At 62.8% G+C, this 24,190-nt stretch carries 17 protein-coding genes; 13 read left to right on the forward strand and 4 right to left on the reverse strand.

Annotated elements, in window-relative coordinates; genetic code table 11:
- From BH95_RS19970 to BH95_RS19980, 3 genes are read left to right on the forward strand one after another with little or no spacing between them, the layout of a single operon-like run.
- Positions 1-1,491, forward strand: a complete 1,491-nt coding sequence (locus BH95_RS19970; protein WP_037185277.1) for an aldehyde dehydrogenase — start codon at positions 1-3, stop codon at positions 1,489-1,491.
- Positions 1,492-1,499: 8 nt separating this feature from the next.
- On the forward strand, positions 1,500-2,699 hold the full coding sequence (locus tag BH95_RS19975) for a CoA transferase (RefSeq protein WP_244165059.1): 1,200 nt from the start codon (positions 1,500-1,502) through the stop codon (positions 2,697-2,699).
- Between the two features lie 47 nt (positions 2,700-2,746).
- Positions 2,747-3,766, forward strand: a complete 1,020-nt coding sequence (locus tag BH95_RS19980; protein WP_037183708.1) for a zinc-dependent alcohol dehydrogenase family protein — start codon at positions 2,747-2,749, stop codon at positions 3,764-3,766.
- A gap of 53 nt (positions 3,767-3,819) precedes the next feature.
- Here BH95_RS19980 and BH95_RS19985 read toward each other — a convergent pair whose 3' ends face one another.
- Together BH95_RS19985 and BH95_RS19990 are read right to left on the reverse strand one after the other, a co-directional pair.
- On the reverse strand, positions 3,820-4,788 hold the full coding sequence (locus BH95_RS19985; RefSeq protein WP_037185279.1) for an NAD-dependent epimerase/dehydratase family protein: 969 nt from the start codon (positions 4,786-4,788) through the stop codon (positions 3,820-3,822).
- A 56-nt stretch (positions 4,789-4,844) separates the two neighbouring features.
- Entirely contained in the window at positions 4,845-5,567 is a 723-nt protein-coding gene (locus tag BH95_RS19990) for a FadR/GntR family transcriptional regulator (protein ID WP_037183709.1), read from the reverse strand.
- A 217-nt stretch (positions 5,568-5,784) separates the two neighbouring features.
- Between BH95_RS19990 and BH95_RS19995 the strand changes: the two genes are divergently transcribed.
- The 10 genes from BH95_RS19995 to BH95_RS20040 all read left to right on the forward strand — a co-directional run bounded on the left by BH95_RS19995 (position 5,785) and on the right by BH95_RS20040 (position 20,970).
- Positions 5,785-6,792, forward strand: coding sequence for a MaoC family dehydratase (locus BH95_RS19995; RefSeq protein ID WP_037185282.1), 1,008 nt, complete (start codon positions 5,785-5,787; stop codon positions 6,790-6,792).
- Entirely contained in the window at positions 6,765-7,619 is an 855-nt protein-coding gene (locus BH95_RS20000; RefSeq protein WP_080738113.1) for an HpcH/HpaI aldolase/citrate lyase family protein, read from the forward strand. Before BH95_RS19995 ends, BH95_RS20000 begins: the two co-directional genes overlap by 28 nt.
- Positions 7,620-7,787: 168 nt before the next feature.
- Complete coding sequence (locus BH95_RS20005) at positions 7,788-8,846, forward strand: ABC transporter permease (protein WP_037183712.1); 1,059 nt, start codon at positions 7,788-7,790, stop codon at positions 8,844-8,846.
- Positions 8,847-9,035: 189 nt separating this feature from the next.
- On the forward strand, positions 9,036-10,169 hold the full coding sequence (locus tag BH95_RS20010) for a substrate-binding domain-containing protein (RefSeq protein ID WP_037183714.1): 1,134 nt from the start codon (positions 9,036-9,038) through the stop codon (positions 10,167-10,169).
- Positions 10,166-12,676, forward strand: a complete 2,511-nt coding sequence (locus tag BH95_RS20015) for an ATP-binding cassette domain-containing protein (protein ID WP_037183716.1) — start codon at positions 10,166-10,168, stop codon at positions 12,674-12,676. The genes BH95_RS20010 and BH95_RS20015 overlap by 4 nt, the downstream gene beginning before the upstream one ends.
- The gene (locus tag BH95_RS20020; RefSeq protein ID WP_306430906.1) at positions 12,669-13,595 is read left to right on the forward strand and encodes an SMP-30/gluconolactonase/LRE family protein; all 927 of its coding nucleotides are present in this window, start codon (positions 12,669-12,671) and stop codon (positions 13,593-13,595) included. The genes BH95_RS20015 and BH95_RS20020 overlap by 8 nt, the downstream gene beginning before the upstream one ends.
- Entirely contained in the window at positions 13,592-15,250 is a 1,659-nt protein-coding gene (locus BH95_RS20025) for an AMP-binding protein (protein WP_037183718.1), read from the forward strand. Before BH95_RS20020 ends, BH95_RS20025 begins: the two co-directional genes overlap by 4 nt.
- Before the next feature lie 62 nt (positions 15,251-15,312).
- Positions 15,313-16,578: an MFS transporter gene (locus BH95_RS20030; RefSeq protein WP_244165061.1), complete on the forward strand. Its 1,266-nt coding sequence runs from the start codon at positions 15,313-15,315 to the stop codon at positions 16,576-16,578.
- A 59-nt stretch (positions 16,579-16,637) separates the two neighbouring features.
- Positions 16,638-17,507, forward strand: a complete 870-nt coding sequence (locus BH95_RS20035) for an NAD(P)-dependent oxidoreductase (protein WP_037183720.1) — start codon at positions 16,638-16,640, stop codon at positions 17,505-17,507.
- 55 nt (positions 17,508-17,562) lie between these two features.
- Positions 17,563-20,970 carry a pyruvate carboxylase gene (locus tag BH95_RS20040; RefSeq protein ID WP_037183722.1) on the forward strand — a complete coding sequence of 1,136 codons (3,408 nt, stop codon included), beginning with the start codon at positions 17,563-17,565 and terminating at the stop codon, positions 20,968-20,970.
- Positions 20,971-21,050: 80 nt separating this feature from the next.
- Here BH95_RS20040 and BH95_RS20045 read toward each other — a convergent pair whose 3' ends face one another.
- Together BH95_RS20045 and BH95_RS20050 are read right to left on the reverse strand one after the other, a co-directional pair.
- A complete protein-coding gene (locus BH95_RS20045; protein ID WP_037183724.1) occupies positions 21,051-23,216 on the reverse strand; it encodes a xanthine dehydrogenase family protein molybdopterin-binding subunit in 2,166 nt (721 codons plus the stop codon).
- Positions 23,213-24,190, reverse strand: coding sequence for an FAD binding domain-containing protein (locus BH95_RS20050; RefSeq protein WP_037183726.1), 978 nt, complete (start codon positions 24,188-24,190; stop codon positions 23,213-23,215). Before BH95_RS20050 ends, BH95_RS20045 begins: the two co-directional genes overlap by 4 nt.

A 24,190-nucleotide genomic window follows, 5' to 3' on the forward strand; every position in this document is an offset into this window, starting at 1 on the left:
ATGCAGAGGTCAACGTACGAAACAATTTTCGTCGACGGTAAGTGGATCGCGCCCGCCTCGTCGGAGGTGACCGAGCTCGTCTCTCCGACGACAGGTGAGGTGTACGGCACGGTGCCTGCGGGATCCATCGAGGACATGGACACCGCCGTTCGCGCTGCGCGCATGGCGTTCGACGACGGCAAGTGGTCGAACACCACGCTCGACGATCGTCTGGAGATTCTGCGTCGACTACGGCAGCTGTTCGTCGAGAACGCGGAGGATCTCGCTACCACCATCACGACCGAGATGGGTTGTCCAATTACGCAATCGAGGACGATTCAGGCGGCAAACCCGGTCAGGGTCATCGACGCGTCCCTCGACATCGCCGCTGATTTCCCGTGGCGAGCGCTGCGACGTTCCGGATCGGCCAATGCTCTTGTCACGCGGAGCCCGGTCGGCGTCGTCGCCGCGGTGTCGCCGTGGAACATGCCGTTGTCGATCAATGTGCAGAAGCTCGTACCCGCTCTCATCGCGGGCTGCACGATGGTGCTCAAGCCCTCGCCGGAAACACCGTTGGATGCCTACCTCTTGGCCGAGATGGCTACCGAAGCCGGTCTGCCGCCGGGCGTTCTGAACGTCGTTCCTGCAGGCCGAGAGGCGAGCGCCTACCTCGTGGGACACCCGATGGTGGACAAGGTCACGTTTACGGGATCCCCCGCGGCGGGACGAAGCATCGCGGCGCGTTGTGGCGAGGATCTGCGGCGTGTGACTCTCGAGCTCGGCGGCAAGTCGGCGGCGGTCGTGCTTCCCGACGCCGACCTGGACGCGGCTGTCGAAGCGCTCCGCATGGGATCGTTCCGCAATAGCGGTCAGGTGTGCTCGCTCAAGACACGCATTCTGGTGCACCAGTCGCAGCAGGAGGAGTTCACCGACCGCCTCGTGGACATGGTGTCCGCTATGCCTGTGGGCGACCCGATGGACCCCGACACCCAGATCGGTCCGATGGTGACCGAACGCCAGCGCACCATCGTGGAGGGATACATCGCTGCCGGTCGAGCAGAGGGTGCACGGTGCGTTCTGGGCGGTGGTCGACCCGCCCATCTGGATCGTGGTTGGTTCGTCGAACCAACAGTCTTTGTCGATGCCACCCCCGACATGAAGATTGTGCGCGAAGAAATCTTCGGTCCGGTCGTGTCGGTGCTGTCGTACCGCGACGAGGCACACGCTATCGAGTTGGCAAACGATTCCGATTACGGGCTGAACGGCGCGGTGTTTACCGGTGACGCTCAGCGCGGTCTGCGTGTCGCCGAACGGATCCACACCGGCACCGTCGAGGTCAATGGAAATCCGGCCGGCTTCTCCGCGCCCATGGGCGGAATAAAGCTCAGCGGACTTGGCCGGGAGAACGGGCCCGAGGGGCTCGAAGCGTATGTCGAGTTGAAGGCGGTTGGTGTCTCGGCGGAGGTGGCCGACGCCCTCGTCGCAGCGGACCCGTCGCTGGCGATGCCGTGATCGGTCGGGTGACGGGTCCGCTCGCGGGCATCCGCGTCATCGAGGCGTCGTCGTTCGTCGCCGGGCCGTCTGCCGGGTTGGCGTTGTCCCAGCTCGGTGCGGATGTCATTCGGGTCGATCCACCCACGGGCGGGAGCGATGCGGGACGATGGCCGCTTTCCCGTACCGGGGCGAGCCTGTTCTGGACGAATCTGAATCGGGGTAAGCGCTCCGTGACTATCGACCACCGCACCGAGGAGGGGCTGGAGCTTCTGCTCGGGCTGGTGACCGCACCCGGTCCCGGCACGGGGATCCTGGTCGACAACATGGTAGGGCGCAGCCGAATTCGACACGAGCAGCTGATCGCGCGCCGCGCCGACGCCATCCACGTCCATATCGAGGGGCGTAGGGGGGGACTGCCGGCGGTCGACTACTCGATCAACGCAGAGGTCGGTGTGCCGATGATGACCGGTCCGAGTGACCGGATCGGGCCTGTCAACCATGTGCTGCCTGCGTGGGACCTGGTGACAGGAATGATCGCGGCCACGTCGGTGGCGGCGGCTGTTGTCCACCGGGACCGAACGGGACGCGGGTCCAAGGTCGACGTTGCCTTGTCGGACGTGGCGCTCGCCGGTGTAGCGGAGATGGGCTGGCTGGCCGAGGCGCACGAATCCGGGAGTGCCAGAGAGAGACTGGGCAATCACATGTTCGGCACCTTCGGTGTCGATTTCGAGACGTCCGACGGACGACGCGTGATGGTGGTTGCCCTGACGACAGGCCAGTGGCACGCCCTGCAGCGAGCCACGGGCACCGAGAGCATATTCACAGCGCTGGCACAGACATTCGGTGCGGATCTCGACGACGAGGGTGCGCGGTACCGATTCCGGGATACGATCGAATCGATACTTCGGCCCTGGTTCGCGACGCGCGATTTCGCGAACGTAGAAAAATCGCTGGACGCAGCGAGAGTGCTGTGGAGCCCGTACCGCGACATGAGCGAGGTCGTGAAGATCGCGCTCGAGGACTCAACCGGCATCGTGCACCAAATCGAACAGCCGGGAGTCGGAACCATGCTCAGCGCTGCCGCGCCGTGGCGGTGGGGCGATGTACACGCGAAGTCATGTGCGGCACCGGACTTGTCTGCGCACACGGACGAAATTCTCGGCGACGCGCTGGGATTGTCGAACGCCGAGCTTGCTGGACTACGCGTACGCGGGGTCGTCGGTTAGCCGGCGTACCGCTGCATACCACTCGAGAAGTGAGATGGGAGATAGTGATGCAAGGAGCTGTATATCTCGGCGACCGCAAGATCGAGTTGCGTGATTTCCCCGAGCCCACACCGGGTAAGGGTGAGGTCGTCGTGGCGACCAAGGCGTCGGGACTGTGTGGAAGTGACCTCAATTATTACCGCGCCGCAGCTGATAGTGCCGGACGCTGTATCGCCGGACACGAGCCCGCAGGCGTGGTGCACTCGGTGGGTGAGGGTGTGTCCGATGCTGTGGCGAAAGTCGGAGACCGTGTGATGATCCACCACTACATCGGTTGCGGGGCCTGCTCCGACTGCCGGTCGGGGTGGTCGCAGATGTGTCTTGTGCAGCCGATCGTGGTGCTCGGAAGCGACGACCACGGTGGTCACGCGCCCTACGTCAAGGTCCCGGCGTCGACACTGGTTCCACTCGACGACACACTGAGTTTTGAGGCGGGCGCTGCTATCTCGTGCGGAACGGGCACTGCGTGGGGCGCACTCGACCGTGTGGGCGACGTCGGCGGCAAGTTCGTGGTGGTGTTCGGTCAGGGTCCGGTCGGCCTGTCGGCAACCATGCTTGCGACGGCCTTGGGCGCGCGCGTCATCGCGGTGGACCTGAACGCGGAGAGGCGCGAGCAGGCTCTCGCTTTCGGCGCGGTGGCCGCCGTCGATCCGGCGAGCGGGCCTGTACCGGAGGCGATTCGGAAAATTGCTGGTGCCGACGGCGTTCCTGTCGGATTGGAGACGTCAGGTTCGTCGATCGCAGCTGCCGCGTTGATCGACAGTCTGGCGCGATGGGGTCGTGCATGTTTCGTGGGTGTCGGTGCCGAGATTCGAATCGGCGTGTTGCCGTACCTTCGACGCCAACTGACGGTCATGACGTCATGGTCGATGTCCTGGGTGGGGCAGAAGGAATGCGCCGATTTCATTGTGGCGCAAAACCTTCCGGTCGACGCCCTCTTCACTCACCGATGGAAGTTGGACGAGGTGTCCGAGGCGTACGAGGAATTCGACCAGCAGCGTGCAGGTAAGGGTGTCATCGTTTTCTGAATCGACGTGTATCCACGAACGACGCCGACCGTGAGGTCGGCGTCGTTCGTCGTTCACTCTTGCGTCGAATGGAACCACTCGATCACACTGAGCAAGCCGTCCTTCAGTTCGACCTGCGGCGTGAAGCCCAGCACCTCCTGCATCCTCCGCTGGCTGACCAGTTGATGCCGAGTCCGGTTCTCGTCGAAGACGATTGCCGTTGGATCGCTCCCGGCCAGCTCGGCGAGGGTGCCGTAGATCTCTGTGGAGGTTCGCGGAGTTCCGGAAACGTTCACGGCCATTCCCGTCGCATCGGATTCGATCGCGCGACGGACGGCTTCGGCAACGTCCGAAACATGAATCAAGCCGTGTCGAGCGCCCGAGGCCCATGGAATGGTCGGTGTCCGGCCGTCGTGAACAGCCGCGAGCAGGTCGGTCATCAACGACCCGTTCGACCCGGGGCTGGTGCGGGGGCCGTAAATCGTGCCGAGTCGTAAAGCCAAATAGTCGGGACCACCTGCGGATGCGAACGCCTCACAATAAGCCTCGGCGGCGAGCTTGGTGGCCGCGTACATGTTGATGCCTGTGCAGGCCCACGGTTCGTCCTCTGCGAACGGCCGTCTGTTCGGATTGGGGAACGAGCCGTACACCGTGTGCGACGACCCGAAGACGAACCGACGGACATCGGCGTCGCTTGCCGCCGTCAACAGGTCGTAGGTCGAGCCGACATTGACTTCGTGTGCGTCGCGGGTGTTCGAGGAGGACGCTTTGGTTCGCACGGCTGCGAGGTGAACAACGACATCGACGTCACGAACCAGCGAGGTGATTGCAGACCGATCGCGTAGATCGGCGAGAGAGGCAGTCACATTGGGCAATTGGTCCAGTTGCCCCAGCATGGCCTCGCCGCCCGCGTCTGTGGCATGCACCGCTGCGTCCGACTGGGCAGCCAACAATTCCACCACGTGGGAGCCGACGAAACCTGCAGCTCCCGTGACCAGAATTCTCGATGGCGCGTCGGCCGGCTGCGGTTCTGTAGTACTCATGATCCCCAAAATAGCAGCCAGGATAATGTCTGACAATATCGCCGATGCTGCGGGAATTAGCAGGGAAGCGAGTACTGAAGGACGAAGTCCAAATGTTCGCGCATCGCCGCGCCGGCCTTCTCCGCGTCGCCCGCCTCTATGGCAGCCTCGATGGCAATGTGCTGACGAACCGTCTTCTTGGCGACCTCGGGAGTCACGTCCAAGTATTGGGCGGGGTGAGTCGCATCGTGTACGGACGAGATGAATGCGGCGAGCAGGCGATTGCCGGAGGCGTATCCGATCGCGGTGTGGAAGCGAAGGTCGTATTCCGGGATCTCGGGATCGTCGATCGTGATGTTCTTCTGCAGGTCGATGACGCTGCGAATCTTGGCGATGTCCTCGTCCGTTCGGTTGCGCGCAGCCCATTCCGCGGCCGGAATTTCCAGGAGGCGGCGAACCTCGGTGATCTCCTCGATATCCAACGCGCCGATGCGCACGATGGTGTCCATCGACTCGGTCAGCATCTGACTGAGCGAGTGCGGGGTCACGGTGTTGACGAAGCTACCCCCTGCCACTCCAGGGATCTTTCGTATCAGGCCGGAGCTGACCAGGGCTCCGAGTGCCTCCCGCACGGTGGGTCGGCTGACCCCGAAGAGCTGGGCCAACTCGGTTTCGGGGGGAAGCTTGGCGCCCTGCTTGAACCGTCCGTCCAGAATCGCTTCCCGCAACTGCGCTTCGACTTGATCGCGCGGACGAGTCACCTGTCGCGCTTTGAACGAGTTGGTCGAGGATGACGTCATGGAATCTCCAGAAGGCGTTGTGTGAGGTGCAAGTATCGAGATTGCGGCGGTATTTTCACAGTCTCCCACGCTGTAGCCCGAGTGCACGTTCTTCCGGTTGCGAGTGAGTTCCCACCGACTGGATCTCAGCAACATCTACGGCAAAACCTTGCAGCCAATCAATAATCTGACAGTAGTCTAGCTGTTCATCGGTCAACTCGTGAATGGTGGTATGTGCATGTCGGTGGTCGAGTCCCCTCGGAAATCGGTCCGGAGTCCCTATTTCGATGAACTGGTCGTGGGCCAGCTGTTCGATACCGCGCCGGCGGTAACGCTGACCGACGGGCTCGCTGCGGTGCACAGTTCGATCGTGGGCAACCGGTATGCACTGTCCCTCGATCGTGCGTCCGCGCAGGCGATCTGCGGCGGCTCGATCGTCAACCCCGCTCTGGTGTGGGACATCTCGATCGGCCAGTCGACACCGGCAACACAACACGTACGAGCAAATCTGTTCTACCGAGGGCTGCATTTTCATCGTTCTCCCGTGGTCGGCGACACTCTGCGAACCACGACAGTCGTCGAAGCCCTTCGTGAGAACGCCCGCCGGCCGGACCGGCCGCCGACGGGACTCGTCGTACTGCGTATCACCACGGTGGATCAGCACGGGCGAACAGTCCTCGACTACCGCCGATGCGCGATGGTTCTGCTCTCACCGCTCGCCCCCGAGACCGACCACCGCGACGACATCTCATCGGAAACGGACTCGTCCGCACATCCCGGCTTGTTCTCGTCGGTGGCGGGATGGAACGTTCACGAATTGTCAGAACCGGGCGGTCCGACGACGTGGGAGGTGGGCACCGAGCTCGACGTACTCGGCGGCGACGTGGTCTCCAGTGCCCCCGAACTCGCGCGGATGACGGGGAACGTCGCACGCGTGCATCACGATTCGGAGGCGGGAGGAGGAGAGAGGCTGGTGTACGGCGGTCACTCCATCGGGATCGCGTTCCATCACGTGTGTCAAGCCGTTCCGGGAATCGTTGCGGTCGCCGGCTGGCATGGCTGCGATCACGTAGGCCCCGTGCGCGAGGGAGATTTTCTCACCTCGACCGTGACGATCGAAAGTGTGGACTCGAGCGCCGACGGGCTCCGGGCTCTCGGACTGCGAGTTGTCACCTCGAGCCGTGACGCGCTCGACCAGGGTTCGTCCACGGTGCTGGTGTGGCGTCCGATCGTGATCGTGAGATGAGCGTCCATGCGCAGATCGGAGCTGCCCGAAGCTTCCTCTTCGTCCCGGCGTCACGAGCCGACCGGTTCGAGAAAGCTCATGCATCGGGATCGGATGTCGTTGTTCTCGACCTGGAAGACGCGGTGAGTGCGGGCGACAAGTCCACGGCACTGGCCTCGGTTGTCCAGTGGCTCGAACCGGGACGGCGACAGTCGGTGTCGATAGTTCGTATCAATGCGGTGAACTCGCGGTGGCACGAGAACGAGATCGATTCGTTGCGCAGATTCGGTGTGCCCCTCATGGTCCCCAAGACCGATTCTCCGGTCATGGTCGAGGCCTTGCACCGCCGATCGGGACTGCCGTTGGTACCACTGATCGAGACACCCGCCGGAGTGTTTCGGGCGGAGTCGATCGCGGCCGCCGAGGGAGTGGTTCGGGTTGCTCTCGGACACATCGACCTTGCCGCAGCGTTGCGGGTCGATCCTGATTCACGGGATGCGTTCCTCTACACAAGGTCTCAGTTGGTCCTTGCCAGCGCCGGAGCCGGAATCGCCGGCCCGGTGGACGGTGTCACCACGTCGTTGGACGACCCGGCACGTCTGATCGACGACGTGATGCATGCACAAGCAATGGGACTCACTGGCAAGCTGTGTATTCATCCACGTCAGGTCGACTTGGTGCACGACGTCCTACGTCCGTCGGAGGCCGATATCGCCTGGGCGCGTCGCGTCGCGGCGGCCGTCGATGCAGGTTGGGTTTCCGAAGGCGGGGGAGCTGTCGCCATCGACGGTGAGATGGTGGATCCACCGGTCATTTCTCGCGCGCGGACGATTCTCGCCAGGCTTTGAGCTGACGACCGGACATGGTGAGCCTGCGCGGCATTCACTGGCATGCTCAACACTACAGTCAGTAAATTGTTTGACCGAAAGCCTTGACCGGAGACTCGACTCTGAGTCATGCTGTGACAGCCATCACCTCGGTCAGTCTTTTTCGCTGAATGTAAAGAGAGTTACCAAATGTCAACGGTCGTGCAGAGTGGTTCGACGGCGGCGAGTTCGCATGCTCCCAAGAGGAGCACGCGCAGACTGACCGACATCAAGTATCGATACCCCGGTCGCTACCTCGCGGCATGGGCCGCGTTGGCGCTCCTCATCGTTGCAGCGCTCATCGTTGCACCTGCCAGCCTCAAGGGAGACTCGGTCTGGGTTGTCACGGCGCTCGCCGGGACACTTGCGCTCGCTTCCATGGGGCAGATGCTCATCATCATGCTCGGAGCTATCGACCTCTCCGTGCCGGCAATTCTTGCGGCAGTGGCGGGAATCATCGTCCACTACGGCGGGGACGGTGCCAACGCCCCGCTCGTCCTCGTCGCAGCGGTAGCGATGGCGGTGGTGATCAGCACGGTGAACGGGATATTGATCTCGGTTCTCGGACTCAACTCACTGATCGTCACGCTGGCGACGTTCGGAATCGTCACCGGCCTCATCAGCTACTCGACCGGCGTCTCCTTCTCGCTGACCGGGCAAGCGCCCCAAGCTCTCCAAGACTTCGCGCAGCTGTCGGTCTTCCGCGTCAACGCGTGCTTCCTGGTCGCAGTCGTACTGGCCGCACTCCTCGCGGGCGTACTGCACCTGACACGTGCGGGTCGACGAGTCGCGGAGGTGGGTTCGAATCCGAGAGCGGCGCGCGCGCTAGGAGTCAGAGTCACCCGAGTGCGGCTGTCGAGCTTCGCGGCTGCAGGCCTTCTCTACGGACTCTCCGGAGTGCTGCTGTCCGGGTTCGTCGGTACGCCGGACAGCACCGTGGGTGTTCCGTATCAGCTGGCCACGGTGACCGCGGTCGGAATCGCAGGCGGAATTTTTGCGGGCGGGCCCGCGAGTGTCGCCAGCGTCGTCGTCGCATGCATCTTTCTCCAGTTGCTCGACCAGGCTCTTGCGATCCTCGGCCTCTCCGCCGGTGCCCGAACGATCGTCCAGGGCGCCGCCCTGGTGATCGCCGTCGCCGCAATCACCGTAGGAACGGTCGGCGCCAGCAGCGTCCGTCGATTCACCCGGTTGCTTCGCAGCAAGAGCTGACATGTTCCCTTCTTCGGTCCCGCGTTCCCCCAACACATGGAGTCAGATATGAGATCTTCCGCGTCACTGCCCAATCAGCGCCATCGTGCCCGTTCACGGCGCGCTCGATACGCCGCAGCCTTGGCTGCAGCGGCCTTGGTTGCAGGCTGCTCGAGCACTACTGCCGGGGATAGCGGCAGCGGTGCGTCTGTGGAACCGGTGTCGGCCGATATCGCCACTCCCGAGGCCCTGCAGGCGACCATCGACAAGGCCTTCCTACAGCCGATTCCCGCGGATTCACTCGACCCGACCATCCTGAACACCATGGCCGTGGCATCCGTTCCTCTCACCGGCGAGCAAGATCAGACGTTTGCGGAGTGCATGCAGAGCAACGTCTGCGAAACCGGCCGCGGATCGCTCACCGTCGCGTTCGCAAACGACAACGTCAACCCGTGGCGCAGCATCTTCCGAGGCGAGATCACCGCTCAGGCGATAGCGTCGCCGCAGGTCGCGAAGATCGTCTACAACTCGTCCACCGATGTCGCCGGTTTCCTCGCCAATTTCCAGAGCTTGGTGGCACAGCGCGTCGACGTCATCGTGCTCAACTCGATCTACGGTGGAGCCGTGGGCCCCGTCCTGCAGCAGGCGAAGGACGCCGGCATTCTCGTCGTCGAGGCCCAAACACCGTTGCCCGACGATGTGGTCGAAACGGTAGCGGCTCAGGTGGTTCCGGACCTTTGCCAGACCTACACCGAAGCAGGTGCAGCGATCGCCGCGACGAACGCGCCCAACAAGTCCTACGCGATGTACACCGGAATCCCGGGAAACAGCAACGCAGCAACATGGCAGCCGTGCTTCGAGCGGTCGATGCAAGCCGCAGGGTGGACTCGCGCACTGGAAGGATTCACGCAGTGGACTCCCCAGGGAACAGCCCAGGCAGCCAACGCACTCCTGTCGTCCGGAACCACACCGGGTGCAATCGTGTACGACTACACCCCCGAAGACTTGGTGCGTCCGTTCGTCGACCGCGGCCAGACACCGCCGGTCGTCATGTCCGACGTGGTGAACCAGTCCTGGCTGACCGCGTTCACGGAAGCTCGGAACGCCAACCTCAACCCAACCAGCTTCGTCACCAATAGTCAGGTATGGAGCGGACGAATCGCAGTTACTGCGGGAATCATGCTCAGAGCGGGGCAGGACGTCAACCGGCAGATGATTTCGCCCAACCCGGTGGTTCCGCTCGACAGCGTACTGCAGAATGCCGACCCATCCATCCCCGCCAGCACACCGGTTCCGAGTCTTCTGACGCCCGCTCAGATCGCGCTCGCATTGTCCGCGTCATGACCGTAGCGAATTCTCCCGTCGAGCAGGCGTCGACAACCAACCTCGATCCAGTATTGGTGATGACCGATGTCACCAAGGTATACCCGGGTGTCCGAGCGCTCGACTCGATCTCCTTCGACGTACGACCAGGCGAGGTGCATGCGCTCGTCGGCGAAAACGGTTCCGGCAAGTCGACTCTGATCAAATCGGCCTCCGGTGTACTCACGCCGGAGCAGGGCAATGTGTTGATCGGTGGCACGGAGCTCGCCGGAAGCGGTGTGCGGCGAGCTCGTCAGCTCGGGCTCATGGTTGCCTACCAGGACACATCCCTCGTGGAAGACCTGACCGTTCGGCAGAACGTCGAACTCTCGTTCCACTCTGTCGGTGAGACGCCACCGGAGGATCTCGACGGTCTGCTCGCACGATTCGACCTGCCCTTCGGAACCGGCGACACAGTGCGAGCTCTCGGACCCGGTTCCAGGCAGCTCCTCGAAGTTGCGAAGGCCATGGCTCACAACCCGCTCGTTCTGATGCTCGACGAGCCCACCGCAGCGTTGGACATGCGGTACGCAGAGCATCTCGACGGACTGGTTCGGACATCTCGCGACGAGGGCACGGCCATCGTCTACGTCAGCCATCGACTGCCTGAGGTTCGGCGTCTCGCCGACCGCGTGACCGTCATTCGCGACGGCGTCATCCAGGGAACCTTCGATTCGGGAAACTGGGAAGTCGACGACATCGTCGAGATGATGGTGGGCGCGCCGACTGCGCTCGAATTTCCCACCCGCGCACCGCGAGTGAATGGTGCACCGGAGCGGTTGAGGGTCGTCGGACTCAGTGGGCAAGGATACGGTCCTGTCGACATCAGCGTCGCAGCCGGCGAGATCGTGGGACTTGCCGGTGCCGAAGGGAACGGGCAGCGCGAAGTACTGCGCGGAATGATCGGGATCGACCGGCACGCAGGCGATGTCTCGGTGGATGGTGCTCCGATCAAGCGGCTCAGTCCGCCCTCGGCGCTGGACGCCGGAATCAGTTTCCAAAGCGGCGATCGCGCTGCAGAATCGGTGTTTCTGCCACTGTCGGTGATGGCGAATGCCACAACCCAACTCGGGTCGGACGCCGGACCGTTCGGACTGGCCCTGCCGGGCCGTCTCAATTCTGAGTTCGAGAGCGCGAAAGCCAGTCTGGGAATTGTCGCCGCATCGGCGCATCAGCCCATCAGTGCGCTCTCCGGTGGCAATGCGCAGAAAGCAGTGCTGGCGCGCGCCGCGTTGCGCCAGGTCAAGGTGTTGATGCTGGATGAACCCACTCAGGGAGTGGACGCGAAAGCACGTCTGGACATCTACAGCCTCATTGCCGACACCGCGGACTCCGGTGTCGCCGTTGTGATCAACTCGTCTGATTCCTCGGAACTGGCAGGACTGTGCGATCGAGTCGTCGTCATGTCGAAGGGCGTGGCGATTGAGGAATTGCCCTCTCCCACAACGGAAGCCGCAATCGTTCGCAGCTTCGTCGGTGCGGTCGATGTCGACGACGAGTCGGTCGGCCTTCCCATCGGCCCGAGTTGGTTGGGGCGGGCACTCGGTCGGGTGTCAGGCCAGATTCCAGTGGCGATGCTGCTGATTCTGCTGGCACTGGTGTCCATCTACACGGGAACGCAATCGGAGGTCTTCTGGACTCCGCAGAACCTTGCCAACCTCTTGCTACTGACTTTGCCGCTCGCGTTCGTCGCGCTCGGACAGCAATACGTGATGGTGTCAGGTGGCCTGGATATTTCGGTTGGCTCCACCATGAGTCTCACCGTAGTCATCGCATCGCTGGTGCTACCGGATCTGTCGGCGGGCACCTTGCTCGTCGCGGTACCGGCATTCGTGCTCACCGCGCTGGTCATCGGATGTCTCAACGCATTCCTGATCGAGAGGCTCAAGGTGAACGCCATCGTTGCGACCGTCGCGACGATGGCTATCATTGCTGGGCTCGCTATCGTGCTCAGACCCAAGCCTGAGGGGACTATCGCACCCGGGTTGAACTCGATGTTCTCACTCGGAATCGGTTTCGTTCCTGCACCTTTCATCGTTCTCGTCGTCATTGCCATCGGAGCCGAATGGTGGCTCCAACGTCGCCCCTCCGGCCTCGCATTGCGGGCGACCGGGTTCGACATGGAGTCCAGCCGACGGGTCGGTCAATCGGTCACCCGCGTGCGCACAGTGGGACTGTTGGTGTGTTCGTTCGGTGCTGTTGTCGGTGGAATCTTCCTAGCGTCGCAGACCGGCATCGGGTCCAATTCGGTCGGTGCGGGATACACGTTGACCTGTTTCGCCGCCGTGTTCCTGGGCGGAGCTGTACTGACGGGCGGTCGAGGCTCGTTCATCGGTGCGATCCTCGGAGCACTGTTCCTCTCTTTGTTGAACAACGTCACGCCGCTGCTCAACATCCCGGATTCGACGCGCCAAACCATCTACGGCTTCATTCTGCTGATCGCTGTCGGTACCTATGCGTATGCCCAACGGGGACGACGCCGTGCTTGAGCTCGACACAGAATCCACCATCGAGGAGTTCACCGTGCCCACAACGTTCGACACCGTCGTTCCCGGACTGACATTCACCGAAGGCGCGCGCTGGCATGACGGCCGTATCTGGTTCTCCGACCTGTACACACACAAGGTGCAGTCGGCCTGCGAGGACGGCTCGGACCTGAGAGAGGAAGCGACGGTACCCCAACAACCGTCGGGTCTCGGTTGGTTGCCAGACGGTCGTCTTCTGATCGTGTCGATGATGGACAAGACGCTCTTGCGTCGTGAGGCGGACGGCAGTCTCGTCGTACATGCAGATCTGTCCGACCACGTCCGAGGATTCCTCGGTGACATCGTGGTCGACCGGCACGGACGCGCCTATCTGGGAGACTTCGGATTCGACCTCTACGCCGGCGAAGACATGCGACGGGGATTCATTCACCGAGTCGATCCGGACGGCACCATCACGCGGGTGGCGGACGACCTGTGGTTCCCCAACGGGTGTGTCATTACCGCCGACGACGTCATGCTCGTCAACGAGACGTTCGGCAATCGCATGACAGCCTTCGACCTGACCGAATCCGGGGATCTAGTCAACCGACGCGTCTGGGCGTCGTTCGGGCCGCTACCGATTTCGTCGAACGCGGACGAGGCGTTGAAAGAGGTAACGGTCGCTCCGGACGGATCGTGCATCGATTCCGAGGGTGGGGTGTGGCTGGCTGACATTCGGCAGGATCGGCTGCATCGGGTGGTCGACGGTGCGATCGTGGAGAGCGTAGATCCGGGCTCGTGCGTCTTTGCCTGTGCGCTCGGAGGCACAGATGGCCACACCTTGTTCTTCTGTGCAACACCGGATTTCGATGTCGAAGCCCGCAAGGCCGCGCGCGACAGCAGCATCGTGTCGATGCGAGTCGATATTCCCTCGGCGCGATGAGCACGATGATGCGAGACCTGCCCGCCGGTTCGGTGGTCTCGGCCGACGAGGCATTGCGCAGGCTCGACCAAGGGTTGTGGCGACACGCCTCGTTGTGGGAGTACCTCGACGAGGCCGTCGCGCGGCACCCCGACCGAGTGGCGGCGGTCAGCGTCGACCACGAGGGCCGGACCGTCCGGGAGATGACGTTCTCAGAGTTGGACGCGATGAGCCGTCGGGTTGCCGCGGGACTGCAGTCCCGCGGCGTGGTGCCTCGTGACGTCGTATCTGTCATGATGACGAACTCGGCGGAGTTTCTCGGCGTCGTCTATGGCGTCTTGCGCACAGGGGCAACTTATTCGGGGATCCCGATCACCTACGGCTCACACGAAGTGAAGTCCATGACGAGTGCGACGGGGACGACGGTGCTCATCGTCTCACGCCACCACGGTTCCTCCGACGTCGTGGCCACCGCCTTGCCGAAGGAGGTGCTGGGCAACGTCGCCCTGACGGTAGTGGTGGTCGGTGAGCCAGTCGACGGAACATTGTCGCTTGACGGGCTCATGGGCTCCGCAGACTCGTTCGTGGAGGTCCCGGCCGACCCGCTGGGTCCCGCTCAGCTCGCCTTCACATCGGGAACGACGAGCACCCCCAAAGCTGTGATGAACCTGCACGCAACGCTCGACGTCGTGGTGCGAGGCTGGGCTGCACACGTCGGTCCGGATTCGCTCGGACAACCGATGCGAAATTTGGTGATGTCACCGGTCGGTCATTCGACGGGGTTCTTCTGGGGTGCCTTGTTCACCGTGTATCTCTGCGGAACGGCTGTCTTCATGGAAAAATGGAGCCCCGAGGTCGGCGCACAAGTCCTTGAGTCGCAGCGGATCACGTGCATGGTCGGTTCTCCGACGTTCCTGATCGACCTGATTCGCTCGTCGGGTCTGACCCGCGAACACGCGCGCGATCTGGCCCTCGTTGCCGTTGCCGGTGCCCCCATTCCTCGACCCCTGATGTCGGAGGCGGAAGCCGTGCTCGGATGCTCCGTGATCCCCGCATGGGGCATGACGGAATTCGGCATTGCAGTGTCCGGCCGACCGGGACTCGGTGACATCAATCGCACGACCGACGGTCTGCCATTGGCGAATGCGGAGGTGTCCGTTCGCACCGCCGACAGTGTCGAGTCAGTGACAGGAGAGGTGGGTGACCTGTGGCTCCGTGGAACGGGATTGTTCGTGGGATATCACAACCGCCCCGAGGCCACCGTCGATGCGTTCGACGAAGACGGTTGGTTTGCAACCGGAGACACAGCGATACAGCACGCGGACGGGTCGGTGACGATAACGGGCCGCACCAAGGACATCATCATTCGCGGCGGCGAGAACATCCCCGTCGGGGCCGTGGAGAGTCAAATATTCCGCCACCCGGCCGTAACGGATGTGGCCGTGGTCGGCTACGCCGACGACCGATTGGGTGAACGAGCCTGTGCGTTCGTTCGTTGCCGGCCAGGAACGACTGTGACGGTGGACTCGTTGCGGGAGTTCTTGATTGGGTGCGGCTTGGCCAAGCGCTACTGCCCTGAACGGGTCGTCGTGGTCGACGACCTGCCGAAAACGATGAGTGGAAAAATCCGCAAGGTCGAGCTGCGCGAGCGACTCGCACACGACGACCGGAATTGAGGCACAAGATGTCCCGGACACCGAGTACGGGTGACGTCAGGCGGGTGGGAATCGCCAGCCTGATGGGTACCACGATCGAATACTACGATTTTTTCATCTACGGAACCGCCGCCGCGCTGGTGTTCGGGACGGTGTTCTTCCCCAATTCCGACCCCGTGACCGGAACGCTTCTCTCACTCGCGACGTTCGGTGTGGCGTTCGTGGCACGGCCGCTCGGCGGAGTTGTATTCGGTCACTTCGGGGACAGAGTGGGTCGCAAGGTCACGTTGGTGACGACTCTGGTGATGATGGGCACCGCCACTGTCGCCATCGGGCTGATTCCGTCGTACGCCACAATCGGGATCGCCGCCCCCATCCTGCTGGTTGTTCTCCGCTTCATCCAAGGTATTGCGCTGGGCGGCGAATACGGCGGTGCCGTACTGATGACAGTCGAACACAGCCCCAAGGGCAAGCGGGGCTTCTACAGTTCGTGGGTTCAGACGGGTGCCCAGTGCGGCCTGATCGTAGCGAACATCGTGTTCCTGGTGGTCGGCACGGCGATGGGCGACGACGCCTTCCTCAGCTGGGGGTGGCGCGTCCCGTTCTGGATCAGCAGTCTGCTCGTCATCCTTGGGTTGATCATTCGGTTGCGGCTCGAGGAGAGCCCGGCGTTCGAGTCCTTGCAGAAGTCGCACGAAATAGCCCCCGCTCCTGTTTTGGTAGTGCTCCGGCGTCACAAAATGGCTGTTCTGTTGATAGCCGGTGCAGCCGTGGGCAACTCGGTGACCTTCTACTCTGCGACCGTCTTCGGTCTGTCGTACGGCTCAAACCATGGTTTCACACGAAACGAGATGCTCGTGATCATCATCCCGGCGGCCGTGTGGGTGATCGCGGCCAGTATCTTCTTCGGTGCGCTGAGCGACCGCGTCGGTCGAAAGCAGATCTTCATCACGGGCAATATCGCTATCGCGGTGACCGCGTACGGATGGATGCGGGCCTTCGACACGGAGAACCAGGCCGTCGTTCTCGGTGCTTACCTGGTCATGCTGACCGGGTACTCGATGACGTGGGGAACCATTGGCGTGTTCTTCGCCGAGGCGTTCGACGGTGCGGTCCGATACACGGGTCTGTCGATCGGGTTCACCCTGGGAGTCATTCTGGGCGGTGCGGTGACGCCGTTGGTGCTGACGAAGTTGGTGGCGGACATGGACTCTGGGATGCCGGTCGTGCTCTGGATCGCGGCATCGACCATCATCTCGGCCCTGTGTGCCCTGTCTGTCCGGCAGATCGATGCTCCTTCTCGGCGGTCCGGTGCCGATCACATCGCCGGGAAGGCCTCTGTTCATTGACAATCCATTCACAGTGCAGCAGTATGTGAATTGTCAGACTTTATGAGGAGAGCGGACTCTTGTCGCAAACTATTGGATTCGTCGGCATCGGAGCGATGGGGTCGGCCATCGCGTCTCGACTCGTCGACACGAACACGCTGTGGGTCAACGACTTGAACCCCGCCCTCGCAACCCCCCTCGAGGAACGGGGAGCGAGGTTCGCGCCGCTCGACGAGATCGCGACATGCGATGTCGTGTTCCTGTCTCTTCCCGGCCCCGACAACGTCCTGAAGCTTCTGCTTGGTGACGGCGGCCTGGCCGAGAAGATGGATCCGGGTTCACTCGTCATCGACACCACGAGCAGCACCCCCATCGTCGACGAGGGACTCGTCCGCGACCTCGCCGTGAAGTCGATCTCGTACATCGACGCACCGATCGCCGGCGGGGTCCGACGCGCCTACGACGGTCTGGCCACCCTCATGGTCGGTGCAACCGACGAGGATTTCGCCCGCGCCGAGCCGCTGCTGAACACAATCACCTCCAACGTGTTTCACCTGGGGCCGGTAGGTGCCGGACACGCCGCGAAACTGGTCAACAACCTTCTGAACCACTGCAATCGGTTCGCGACGGTCGAAATGATCACTCTTGCAGAGCGATACGGAATCGCCCCTGACGTCATGGTCGACGTCCTGAACGTGTCGTCCGGGCGCAGCTATGTCACCGATTACACGTATCCTGAGATCGTTTTCCCCAACTTGAAGCAGGGCTTCACGCTCGAATTGATGCGTAAGGACGCGCATCTCGCCGAGGCTTTGGCAGACCACGTCGGGCAGAAACTGCGAGTCGGATCGTTGGTCGCCGAGATGATGGATGAGGCAGTCGAACGACTCGGGGGCTCCGCCGATCAGACCGACCTCATGCAGAAGTGGTACCCATCTGTGACCGACTGACGTTCTGCACGACTCAACAGTCCGATTCCAGCTCGTCGAGGGGTTTGCTGTCCACATGTTCTCCAAAGTACTGGTCGCCAACCGCGGTGAGATCGCAATTCGAGCATTCCGTGCTGCCTACGAGCTTGGAGCGGGCACCGTTGCTGTGTTCCCGTTCGAGGACCGAAATTCGTTGCATCGCACCAAAGCCGACGAGGCTTACGAGATAGGTGAACCGGGCCATCCAGTTCGTAACTACCTCTCGGTCGAGAAGGTCGTCGACGCCGCAGTCCGCGCCGGCGCAGACGCGATCTACCCCGGTTACGGGTTCCTGTCCGAGAACCCCGATCTGGCGTCTGCGTGCGTTGCCGCTGGAATCACCTTCGTCGGCCCTTCGTCGACGGTGTTGGAATTGACGGGCAACAAGGCTCGGGCAATCGCAGCGGCAAAGGCGGCTGGTCTGCCCGTGCTCTCGTCGTCCGAACCTTCGTCGGATGTCGATGAGTTGCTGGCTGCGGCCGAGGCCATGACTTTCCCGGTGTTCGTCAAAGCTGTCGCCGGTGGTGGTGGGCGCGGCATGCGTCGGGTTGCAAAGATAGAAAATCTTCGAGAGGCGATCGAAGCTGCTGCGAGAGAGGCGGAGTCGGCGTTCGGTGACTCGACGGTATTCCTCGAGCAGGCGGTCATCGAGCCCCGCCACATCGAGGTGCAGATCTTGGCCGATACCTATGGCAACGTCATCCATCTGTTCGAGCGTGACTGCTCGGTGCAGCGCCGCCACCAGAAGGTGGTGGAGATCGCTCCGGCCCCGAACATTGCCGAGGCGCTCCGTTCTCGGCTGTGCGCGGATGCAGTCGCCTTCGCGCGGGAAATCGGGTACGCGTGTGCCGGAACCGTGGAGTTCCTGGTCGATCGCGACGGAAACCATGTCTTCATCGAGATGAACCCACGTATCCAGGTCGAGCACACGGTCACCGAGGAGATCACCGACGTCGATCTGGTGCAGTCGCAGTTGCGGATCGCAGCGGGCGAGTCGCTGGAGGACCTGGGACTCCTCCAGGGGGACATCAAGATTCGCGGCTCTGCCCTTCAATGCCGCATCACCACGGAGGATCCGGCCAACGGCTTTCGGCCGGACACCGGCCGGATCACCGCCTACAGGACGCCCGGCGGGGCAGGCATCCGTCTCGACGGTGGCACCACTACCGGAGCGGAGGTGTCCGCATACTTCGATTCGATGCTGGTGAAGCTCACGTGTCGTGGCCGGAATTTCGAGACCGCGGTCGCGCGTGCACAACGGGGCGTAGCCGAATTCCGCATCCGCGGAGTCGCGACGAACATTCCGTTCCTGCAGAGTGTTCTGGCAGACCCGGACTTCCGAGCCGGACGCATCACGACCTCGTTCATCGAGCAGCGGCCCGGCTTGTTGACCTCGTTCGCATCCGGTGACAGAGGCACGAAGATCCTGAATTATTTGGCGGATATCACGGTCAACATGCCGCACGGCATCCGTCCGACTGTGGTCTACGCACGAGACAAGTTGCCGGACCTGAACCTGTCGGTTGCCCCGCCGGACGGGAGTCGTCAACGACTGCGGGCACTGGGCCCCGATGGCTTCGCGCGAGCTCTGCGACAGCAGAAAGCTTTGGCGGTGACGGACACGACGTTCCGAGACGCCCACCAATCGCTGCTGGCCACGCGGGTGCGCACGACGGGTTTGATGGCCGTGGCTCCCTTCGTGGCCAGATCGACACCGCAGCTGCTCTCGATCGAAGCCTGGGGCGGTGCGACATACGATGTGGCACTGCGCTTTCTGCACGAAGATCCCTGGGATCGATTGGCGTCCCTGCGCGAGGCGGTTCCCAACATCTGCTTACAGATGTTGCTTCGCGGCCGGAACACAGTGGGGTACACCCCGTATCCGCAGAAGGTGACGTCCGCATTCGTGGCGGAGGCCGCGCAGACCGGTGTCGACATTTTCCGTATCTTCGACGCGCTGAACAACGTCGACCAGATGCGACCGGCTATCGACGCTGTGCACGAAACCGGCTCTGCTGTAGCGGAAGTGGCGCTGAGCTATACCGGTGACCTGTCGAACCCTGGAGAGGACCTTTACACCCTCGACTATTATCTGAAGCTTGCCGAGCAGATCGTCGACGCCGGCGCGCACGTGTTGGCGATCAAGGACATGGCGGGTCTGTTGCGGGCACCGGCGGCGACCACTTTGGTGACAGCGCTGCGCGCGAACTTCGACCTTCCGGTGCACGTGCACACTCACGACACACCCGGTGGGCAGCTGGCGACGTACCTCGCTGCGTGGACGGCGGGGGCGGACGCCGTCGACGGTGCGTCCTCTCCAATGGCGGGCACGACGTCCCAGCCGGCGTTGTCGGCCATCGTGGCGGCTGCGGCGAACACCGAACGCGATACCGGTTTGAGCCTGCAGAGCGTGTGCGATCTAGAGCCGTACTGGGAAGCTCTGCGAAAGGTGTACACGCCATTCGAGTCCGGGCTCCCCTCGCCGACAGGACGGGTGTACCGTCACGAAATTCCGGGCGGCCAACTGTCGAACCTGCGTCAGCAAGCGATCGCTCTCGGACTCGGGGACCGATTCGAACTGGTCGAGAGGGCCTATGCCGACGCGGACAGCCTATTGGGCAGGTTGATCAAGGTGACCCCGAGTTCGAAGGTGGTCGGCGATCTCGCACTGCATCTGGTGGGTGCCGAAGTGAGTGTCGACGACTTTGCGGCGGACCCGGGGAAATACGACATCCCCGATTCGGTGATCGGATTTTTGCGCGGAGATCTCGGGACGCCAGCCGGTGGATGGCCGGAACCGTTCCGCGAAAGGGCGCTCGCCGGCCGAACCGGGGTACGCCGTGACGCACCCCTGACACCCGACGACGAGACAGCACTCGACACAGCCGGACCGGTTCGTCGAGAAGCGTTGAACCGGTTACTGTTCCCCGGCCCCGCCAAGGAACTTGCCGAACACCGCGAGAAGTACGGCGACACCTCGTCGTTGTCGGCGAACCAGTTCTTCTACGGTCTACGACAGGGTGACGAGCACCGAGTGAAGCTCGAAAAGGGTGTGGAGCTGCTGATCGGGCTCGAGGCCATTTCGGAGCCCGACGACGCCGGAATGCGGACGGTTATGTGCATCCTCAACGGGCAGTTGCGCCCGGTGTCGGTGCGCGACCGGTCGATTGCCGCGGATGCCCCGGCTTCGGAGAAAGCGGATCGAAACGATCCGTCTCACGTAGCGGTACCGTTCGCTGGAGTCGTGACGATGGTTGCGGCTGAGGGGGATTCTGTCTCAGTTGGGGACACTTTGGCCACCATCGAGGCCATGAAGATGGAAGCCACAATCACCGCACCACGCGGCGGCCGTATCACCCGCCTTGCGATCACCGGTGTCGCGCAGGTCGAAGGTGGAGACCTCATCGCCGTCATCAGTGTCGGGGATCCGACCGATCCGTCGTAAGTGGGACAGTCCGAGACCGAGACCGAGAACAAGTTCGGCCGATAGCAAGCACTATCGGCCGAGCCTGCTTCTGCCGTGGGTCAAAGCAGGCTCTCGACGCTGATGGGCAGATCGGTCACCCTGCGCCCTGTGGCGTTGTACACCGCGTTGGCAATCGCTGCAGGAACTCCCACCATCACCACTTCACCCAGACCTTTGACGCCGATCGGATCTGCAATATCGTCGCGGGCGTCCAGATAGACAGCGTCCAGAACGGGAACGTCCGCATTCACCGGTACGAGGTAGTCGGAAAGATTCGCATTGACCAGACGTCCGTCGCGGTAGTCGACTTCTGCGGACTCCAGCAGCGCCATGCCAATGCCTTGTGTCATACCGCCGAGGGCTTGGCTGTGCGCCATCCTGGGGTTGATGATTCGGCCAGCGTCGTACACGGCGTAGATTCGCCGCACCCTCACGGTTCCGAGTAGCTCATCCACAGCAACCTCGGCAAACACGGCTCCGTATGCGTGCATGGAGAACTGGGCACTCACATCTTCCGGAGTGTAGGTCTCGGAGGCTTCGATGCTCGGCTCGCCTCGGCGGCGCAACATGTCCCGATAGGTCTCAGCTCTGCCCGAGTCGCCGCGTACCTGCATCTGCCCGTCGACGACGTCGATCTCATCCGGCCGAGCCCCATTCAAAGGGGATGCGGGATCGAGTACGGCGGTTCGGATGATGCGATCTCGCAAAATGTTCGCGGTGATCTCGATGCTCGAACCGACGCTCGCCATTCCCTGTGACCCGTATTGCGTTGCGGCCTGCGGATAGTCGCTGTCGCCGAGGGAGAAGGTGACCCTGTCGAGTGGCAAACCTAGCGCGTCGGCAGCCAGCTGAGTCATCGCAGTGTATGTACCTGGCCCGATATCACTTGCGGCGGCGAAGATCTCGGCCCTACCGTCGGAGTTGACCCGAGCCATCGCCGAGGACGGTGAGCGAAGCGTGTGGTACAGCGCCGAAGCGGTACCCATACCGATGAGCTGGTCGCCGTCACGTACGGCGCCGGGGGTCGCGTTGCGTCGAGACCACCCGAACGCATCGGCACCTCTGCGGAAGCACTCGGTGAGTCTGCGCGTGGAGAACGGGGTGCCGTTGGTCTGGTCTTCCGTAGGCTCGTTCCTCAACCGAACTTCGATCGGATCGAGCCGGAGTTGCTCGGCGACTTCGTCGATGGCGCATTCGAGCGCGAACGCGCCCGTGACAGCTCCTGGTCCTCGCATGTAGGTCGCTTCACTGGTGTCGAGGGGAACTACGCTTGCAGCCGACCGGAATGCCGGAGACGTGTACATCAGCCTCGTCCCCTCCGTGGGGGAGTCCTCGTACCCTCCGTAACGCGACACCTCGACTTCGCTCTCGTGCACGGTGGCAAGAAATCTTCCGTCACGATCGGTGCCGAGAGCCAGTCGCTGACGACTCGTGGGGCGGTAGCCGATCGCGGCGTACATCTGGGGTCGCGTCAGTGACAGCTTCACTGGACGACGAAGCTGACGGGCTACCTCTGCGGCCAGGAATTGATGCGGCCAGGTCTCGCCGGCGCTACCGAATGCGCCACCCACGAAGGGGGAGACGACGCGAATGTTCTCGGCCGGAATTCCCAGTGCGCCACTGTATGCGGCCCTGCTGTAGTGGATTCCCTGTACCTTGTCCCACACTGTCAGCTGGTCGCCGTCCCACGACGCAATTGTCGCGGGGATCTCCATCGGGTTGTGATAGTTGCGCGCAATGGAATATTCGCGGTCGACGACGACAGGCGCGGTGCGAAGTGCTGTGTCCGCGTCTCCGCGGGAGTACGCGGGCTCCATTCTGCTGGGTTCGCGGTTCTCTCCGGACGCGTCGTCGAGGTTGGTGCTCTGGGCTTCTTCGTTGTACCGAACGGACACCAGTGCCGCACCGTGCGTCGCTGCCTCGAGGGTATTGCCGACGACCACCGCCAACGGTTGGCCGAAGAAGTTGACCCGAGAGATGTCGTAGGGGAGTTCGATACCCGGGAAGTCGGTGATCACCCTGACGACGTCAGGATGATCGCTGGCCGCATCGGTGTCCATCGACGCCACGGTTGCCCGGGAAACAGTACTGCACACCAGGACTGCGTGCAGGTGGTCCGGTACCGGGTTGTCTGCAGCATAGAGCGCAGCTCCGGTGACCTTGAGACGGCCGTCGACGCGGGTGAGGGGTTGACCGGATAGTCTCGCACTCAGTGGAGTCGTCACGACAGGGCCGCCACTCTCGAGAGCTGACGTCGGACGGTGCGTTGGAGCAGTATCACCTTGAATCCGTTCTCGGAGAGGGGTTGCGCGCCCGCTGTCGCAGCGTCCGCCGCGGTGTTCCACAACTCGGGGCTCGGCCTCTGTCCGACGAGTCGTTCCTCGACGCCGGTCAGGCGCCATGGCACCGTACCTACTCCGCCGGCAGCGACTCTGGCCGAACGAACGGTACCGTCGCTGATGTCGAGCGCGACAGCAGCCGAACACAGAGCGAACTCGTACGACGAGCGGTCACGCACCTTCAGGTACCCGGATCGCCTGGTGTCAGGGCGGACCGGGATCTCTACGGCGGTGATGAGTGCTCCGGGGGCGAGGTTGTTCTCGCGGTCGGGTGTGTCTGCGGGCAACCTGAAAAAGTCGGCGATCGGGATCGTCCGCTCTCCGTCTCGATCTCGGGTGACGATCGTGGCGTCGAGCGCGGTCAGCGCGACAGCAAGATCGGACGGGTGGGTTGCCACGCACTCCGTGCTTGTTCCGAAGATCGCCAATGTGCGATTGCGGCCATCGATTGCGGCGCAGCCGGATCCGGGCTGGCGACGGTTGCATCTTGCATTGACGTCGCGGAAGTACAGGCAACGTGGCCTCTGGAGTAGATTCCCGCCGATGGAAGCCATGTTGCGCAGCTGCGCCGAGGCACTGAGATCCAACGCCTGGGTGAGCATCGGAAACTGTTTCTGCACTTGTTCGTCGGCCGAAACGTCCGACATTCGAGCGAGGGCACCGATGCGCAGGCGGTTCGAGTCGAGTTCGATGTCGCGGTAGGGCAGCGCGTTGATATCGACGACTCGGGTGGGACGTTCGACGGTCTGACGCATCAGGTCGACTAGGGTGGTCCCTCCGGCGAGATAACGGGCACCGCCGTCGGCTGCGTCCAGTGCTGCTGCCTCATCGGCAGCCGTGTCGTACTGAAAAGGAAACAT

Origin of the sequence: Rhodococcoides fascians A44A, assembly GCF_000760735.1 — a bacterium.
GTDB classification, from domain to species: Bacteria; Actinomycetota; Actinomycetes; order Mycobacteriales; family Mycobacteriaceae; genus Rhodococcoides; species Rhodococcoides fascians_E.

What these genes read in the sequence shown, in the direction of transcription:
- BH95_RS19980 (WP_037183708.1), top strand. Translation starts at nt 2,747, where the DNA reads ATGCAAGGAGCTGTATATCTCGGCGACCGCAAGATCGAGTTGCGTGAT.
- BH95_RS20015 (WP_037183716.1), top strand. Translation starts at nt 10,166, where the DNA reads ATGACCGTAGCGAATTCTCCCGTCGAGCAGGCGTCGACAACCAACCTC.
- BH95_RS20025 (WP_037183718.1), top strand. Translation starts at nt 13,592, where the DNA reads ATGAGCACGATGATGCGAGACCTGCCCGCCGGTTCGGTGGTCTCGGCC.
- BH95_RS20005 (WP_037183712.1), top strand. Translation starts at nt 7,788, where the DNA reads ATGTCAACGGTCGTGCAGAGTGGTTCGACGGCGGCGAGTTCGCATGCT.
- BH95_RS19970 (WP_037185277.1), top strand. Translation starts at nt 1, where the DNA reads ATGCAGAGGTCAACGTACGAAACAATTTTCGTCGACGGTAAGTGGATC.
- BH95_RS19995 (WP_037185282.1), top strand. Translation starts at nt 5,785, where the DNA reads ATGTCGGTGGTCGAGTCCCCTCGGAAATCGGTCCGGAGTCCCTATTTC.
- BH95_RS19985 (WP_037185279.1), bottom strand. Translation starts at nt 4,788, where the DNA reads ATGAGTACTACAGAACCGCAGCCGGCCGACGCGCCATCGAGAATTCTG.
- BH95_RS20030 (WP_244165061.1), top strand. Translation starts at nt 15,313, where the DNA reads ATGGGTACCACGATCGAATACTACGATTTTTTCATCTACGGAACCGCC.
- BH95_RS19990 (WP_037183709.1), bottom strand. Translation starts at nt 5,567, where the DNA reads ATGACGTCATCCTCGACCAACTCGTTCAAAGCGCGACAGGTGACTCGT.
- BH95_RS20040 (WP_037183722.1), top strand. Translation starts at nt 17,563, where the DNA reads ATGTTCTCCAAAGTACTGGTCGCCAACCGCGGTGAGATCGCAATTCGA.
- BH95_RS20050 (WP_037183726.1), bottom strand. Translation starts at nt 24,190, where the DNA reads ATGTTTCCTTTTCAGTACGACACGGCTGCCGATGAGGCAGCAGCACTG.